The following is a 4,840-nucleotide window of genomic DNA, read 5'->3' as shown; positions in this document are numbered from 1 at the left end:
TGACCCCGGTGGTTGTTTGGGATGTAATCCGGGGCATCATTTTACCTTCGGCCGTCCCGCCTCAGCCCATGGGGCCCCGGAACCTGCCGTTTGCGTTCGCTTATGCTTTATGCCCTGCGGGTATGTATGCCCTCTGGGTACTCTTCCTCACAACTGCTTACTGATTCCCAATAGATGTTTACCCACACGAAACGTAATAGAACCGGTTTTTACAACCTCATGCTGAACTTGACACAAATAGGGCGAGGTGCTACCATCATGCACGTATTTCACCCGGGAAAGCCTCTGGAACCGGTTTTTCTTAAGGAACAAAGATGAAACGCAAAGAACGTGCCCACCTGAAAGAAGACCCTTTTCAACACTTTATCTCCACCGTTTTGCAGTGGATCAGCCACAACCGGCGAAAACTGGTTGCATCCGCTGTCGTGATCGCATCCGTGCTAGTGGTGCTCGCCGCAGTCACCCTGGTTCGCTCCCACTCCTACACCCGGGAGAACAAACGTTTATCCGAAGCCCTGGAAATCCGCAACAACGACAACTTGACGGTGGAAGAGAAAATTGAAAGGCTTTCCCAGCTGAAAGCCGGTCGGGGTTTATCGGCAGCCGCCCAGTTGTTTCTGGCCGGGCTCTACATGGAGCAGGGACGCGTCCAGGATGCCCTGGATATGATGGACGACATCTCTTCCAGCCACCTGGACCTCATCAATGATCAGAAAACCCTGCTGGAAGCCCAGATCCTCAGCGCTTCCGGTCAGGAACGCCAGGCCCTGGACCTGTTCAACCAATTGCTGGCTGACAACGATACCGAGGTAGCCAAGGATTACGTCTTGTTGCTCATGGCCCGGACTCAATACAAGGCCCGACAACTCGACATGGCGCGGCAGACGATTGAACGTCTGCTGGAAGAGTATCCCCTCACTGCTTTCACCGGTCAGGCCAAAGAACTGCAAAGCGAAATCAGCATGCAATGACCCCGACAGGTTTACGGGGCTCCCTGATCAGCCATTTCAGTCGTCGCATTACCCGTAGCGGAGGCATTAATCTCGCCCAGGGCAAACCGGGATTCACGCCGCCTCCCGAGTTGATTCACCATCTCAACCAAGCTGCGCTTGACCCGGCCTTGCATCAGTATGCACCGGGTAACGGCCACGAGGGCCTGCTCGCGCGGCTGGTTGAATGGCTGCAGGCCAGGGGGATCCCGGTTCAGGAACACAACCTGCTGATTGTACAAGGCGCCACGGAGGGATTGTTCCTGGCATTGTTCCATCTTTCCCGCAGTTTGGATGATCATGGCGGCGTATTGGCTTTCGATCCGGCTTATGAAAGTTACCCACAGCTTCCCCGCATTCTGGGAATGCCCTTCCACGCTTTTGCCACGGACCCGGACGGCAATGTGGATTTTAACAAACTGGAATCAAGCGTTGTGAATAACAACGTGCGCGTAATCCTGCTGGCATCCCCGGGCAATCCCCAGGGACGGGTCTGGAGCCGTGAGGAACTGGCCGACCTGTTAACCATCCTCGACCGCGTGGAGGGTTGGCTGGTGTTCGACGCCGTATACGCGGGCATCCATTACGGCCCGCCACCGCCCGACCCACTGGAAATGGGATACCCCAGATTGATCGAGGTGGACTCCTTTTCCAAGCGTTTATCCATCACGGGTTGGCGCGTCGGCTACATGGTTGCCCCTGAACCTGTCATGACGACAATCCGTGCCGTTCACGACTATACCGGGTTATCCACCTCGTCTCTGGCGCAAGCCGCCTTGGCCCGCTACCTCTCAGAGACCGCGTTCGGTTGTGAATATACGCGGGGTTGTCGCGAAATTTGCGAGATCAACCATAAACTCATGAGCGCCGAACTTTCATCCGCCGGCTTTCGCGTGGCCCCGGCCCAGGGCGGCTATTTCGTGTGGGCACGTATCCCGCGGGATATCACCGACGGTTTCACATTGGCTGAATCACTGCTCCGGAACGGTGTGGGCGTGGTCCCGGGCGAAAACTTCTCTCCCCGCCACCGTGACCACATCCGCGTCAACATCGCCATGGATACCGAAACGGTTAAAAAGGCAGCATCCCGCATCCGCGCTCACCTGGCGAATAGAGTTGAATAGTTGGAGAGCTGGAAAGTTGGAGAGATCCTTTTAGGTGCATTAGTCAACTTTTCACTTGAGGCCCTTGGCCATCACTACTGTTCTGAATCGCGTCTCCGATCATCCGTTTTGCGGCGCATTTCCACTTGAACGGCACGGAAATCCGCTTTACCGCTCCCCATCTTGGGCAACTCCCGCATTACTGCAAATCGTCGCGGCAATGCGATGTTGGGCAATTCCCTGGCCATGGCTTTCAAAATCTTTCTTCCATTGACGGGTGCCGTTACTGCGGCAACAATGCGGGCACCTTTAACGGAATCCGCAACCTCCACCACGCAACAGTCCACGTCTTCAGGAAGAAATTGGCTGAGCACGCTCTCAGTGCGCACAAGAGAGACCATTTCCCCCCCGATTTTCACAAAACGTTTGAGGCGGCCGCGATGCCAGAGAAAGCCCTCTTCGTCCAGCATGCCCATGTCACCCGTATCGTACCATCCACCGCGGATCCGCAGGGCCGTCTCTTCAATATCATCAAAGTAGCCTTTCATCACCAGATCACCGCGCACCACGATCTTCCCTTCATTGCCGGGAGACAGGTCCTCACCGGTGTCGATATCCCGGATCCGCACTTCCACATTGGACAGGGGTTTCCCGATACTGCCGGGCTTGATGTGGTTGGGGGTGTTGACCGAAATCACCGGGCTGGTTTCCGTGCAGCCGTATCCCTCCAGGATCTGCAGATTGTGTTTTTCCAAAAATCCCTTGTAAAGTTGCTCCGGAGTTTTGTCCGCGCCGGCGACAGCCAGGCGCACACTGGAAAAATCACCGGGCTGGGATTTTCGCAGATATCCGCTGAAGAAAATCGGGGTTCCCAGCATGACCGTGATCTTTTCTTCACGCACGATGCGACACACCACTTCGTAATCCAGGGGGTTGGCGTAAGTGACCGCCGTGCACCCGGTGACCAGGGGCAGCCAGAAATTCGTGTTGTGACCGAAAACGTGGAAAAGGGGAAGAATGCTGAGGACGCGGTCCTCTTCGGTCAACTCCAGGTGATCCAGCGAGCCCTCGATATTGGACTGGAAATTGCGGTGCGTCAGTTGCACCGCCTTGGGGTCTTTCTCACTGCCGCTGGTAAACAGGATCACCGCGTTGTCGTCCAACTCCCCGGCGTGAATCGACCGCAGAAGCAGCGGCAGCGGCAGCGCCGCCTGCGCCGCGGCGCGGAGTTTATCGGCAACGGATACCCCCGCCAGAATATCTTCGACAAACACCATGCCATTGACAATGCGGCAACCGATCTTTTCCAGCAACGCACGGGACGTGATAATCGTGCGGAAACCACATTTGTTTTGCGCGTACTCGGCGTTTTCCGCGGCTCCGGTGGAATAGTTGATCATGACCGGCACTTTGCCCGCCATCACCACTCCCAGGGTGGCCAGAAACGACCCGGCTGAGTTGGGGATCATCAATCCGATATACCCGTCCCGGTATCTGCGGAGCTTGCGTACCAGAATCAGGGCCGCAATCAACGTTTTGGAATAGGTAAAACTGCGATCCAGGGTGCGATCCATAATGGCCGTCTTTTTAGCCAGGCGTTTGGCCGTGCGCACGAAATCTCTATGCAGCGTATCCATGCTGTACCTCCACAGTTGCGGAAAAGACTCCGCTGAATTGCCATCCACTATACCATGATCCGTTTTTTGCAATCAAGGCGGGAAAGGCATCAGATATCATCCCCACGGTGTCAACGCCACGGTGTCAACGCCACGGTTGACAATCCCAGGCGATTATGCTATTTTGTTTACCCTGTGGGCCGTTAGCTCAGTAGGCAGAGCACCGGCCTTTTAAGCCGGGTGTCGCTGGTTCGAGCCCAGCACGGCTCATTTCGGGTGGCCCGTTCGTCTATCGGTTAGGACACAGGGTTTTCAACCCTGCAAGAGGGGTTCGATTCCCCTACGGGCTGCCACTCCAATTATCATCCCCTTGTTTCTGCCCGCGTGCAGTTGCGCAAATTCTCCCGTTCCCAACCCGATTGTGGTATAACCTCTCAGGGGAAACCATGTGTTCAATGATTCCTGGATGCGCTTCAATCCCGGCATACGGTTGCGAAAAGCGACTCTTGCCGCCGCTTTTGCAAACCGTGCCCATACGAGGCTCTAGGCAGACACATGAAAACTGAACTCGATGCGCATATCGGCCGGGTGGTTGTGTTGGACACCGATTCCAACTGGGTTTACATCGGGCGCCTCAAAGCCATCGCCAATAACTCGATCTGCCTGGCCGATGCGGACGTACATCACCGCCATGATTCCCGGACAACGACGGAGCGTTACATCATGGACACCCGGTCAACCGGGGTTCACGCCAACCGCAGAACCGTGTATGTCAATTTGCGGGCCATTGTCTCGTTCTCTCCCCTGGACGAAGTGATTAAGTACTAGTCCATAGCCACTTGCCTCTCGTCCTACACGGCTCTGAATAAAGAATAAGGAAGAAGGTAGAAAAAACAAATTCGAAGCACGAAACCAGAAATCCCAAACAAATCCAAAATCCCAATGTCTAAAATTCAAAACAAAGACGTTCAAGTCATTCATTGATAAGAGAGTTGAAAAGTTTGGTTCTCTTCAACTTTTCAACTTTTGGTTCTCTTCCATTTTGTGTGGGTTTGGGGGTTATGCATATTTGAAAAAATGATAAGGCTGCATGAGAGTACCCTTTCGGGCACAAATACCCAGAGGGCACAGG

General features: G+C 54.8%; 4 protein-coding genes and 2 tRNA genes. 5 read left to right on the top strand and 1 reads right to left on the bottom strand.

Annotated elements, in window-relative coordinates; translation table 11 throughout:
• The first annotated feature begins 314 nt into the window (after nt 1-314).
• Together ENN40_07185 and ENN40_07180 are read left to right on the top strand one after the other, a co-directional pair.
• Nucleotides 315-971, top strand: a complete 657-nt coding sequence (locus tag ENN40_07185; GenBank protein HDP95125.1) for a tetratricopeptide repeat protein — start codon at nt 315-317, stop codon at nt 969-971.
• Nucleotides 968-2,113, top strand: a complete 1,146-nt coding sequence (locus ENN40_07180) for a pyridoxal phosphate-dependent aminotransferase (GenBank protein HDP95124.1) — start codon at nt 968-970, stop codon at nt 2,111-2,113. Before ENN40_07185 ends, ENN40_07180 begins: the two co-directional genes overlap by 4 nt.
• A gap of 74 nt (nt 2,114-2,187) precedes the next feature.
• On the opposite strand, the gene ENN40_07175 is transcribed toward ENN40_07180, so the two are convergent.
• On the bottom strand, nt 2,188-3,729 hold the full coding sequence (locus ENN40_07175) for a bifunctional acyl-ACP--phospholipid O-acyltransferase/long-chain-fatty-acid--ACP ligase (GenBank protein ID HDP95123.1): 1,542 nt from the start codon (nt 3,727-3,729) through the stop codon (nt 2,188-2,190).
• Nucleotides 3,730-3,905: 176 nt separating this feature from the next.
• On the opposite strand from ENN40_07175, the gene ENN40_07170 reads away from it, so the two are divergent.
• The 3 genes from ENN40_07170 (at nt 3,906) to ENN40_07160 (ending at nt 4,536) form a co-directional block, all read left to right on the top strand.
• Nucleotides 3,906-3,978: transfer RNA gene (locus ENN40_07170), tRNA-Lys, on the top strand.
• Nucleotides 3,979-3,986: 8 nt separating this feature from the next.
• Nucleotides 3,987-4,061 (top strand) — tRNA-Glu (locus tag ENN40_07165).
• Between the two features lie 202 nt (nt 4,062-4,263).
• Entirely contained in the window at nt 4,264-4,536 is a 273-nt protein-coding gene (locus ENN40_07160) for a hypothetical protein (protein HDP95122.1), read from the top strand.
• Nucleotides 4,537-4,840: the final 304 nt, after the last annotated feature.

It is taken from the genome of Candidatus Aminicenantes bacterium (assembly GCA_011049425.1).
GTDB lineage: Bacteria > Acidobacteriota > Aminicenantia > UBA2199 > UBA2199 > UBA876.
Note: the sequence above shows the minus strand (reverse complement) of the source record. Positions and strands in the feature narration are given on the sequence as shown.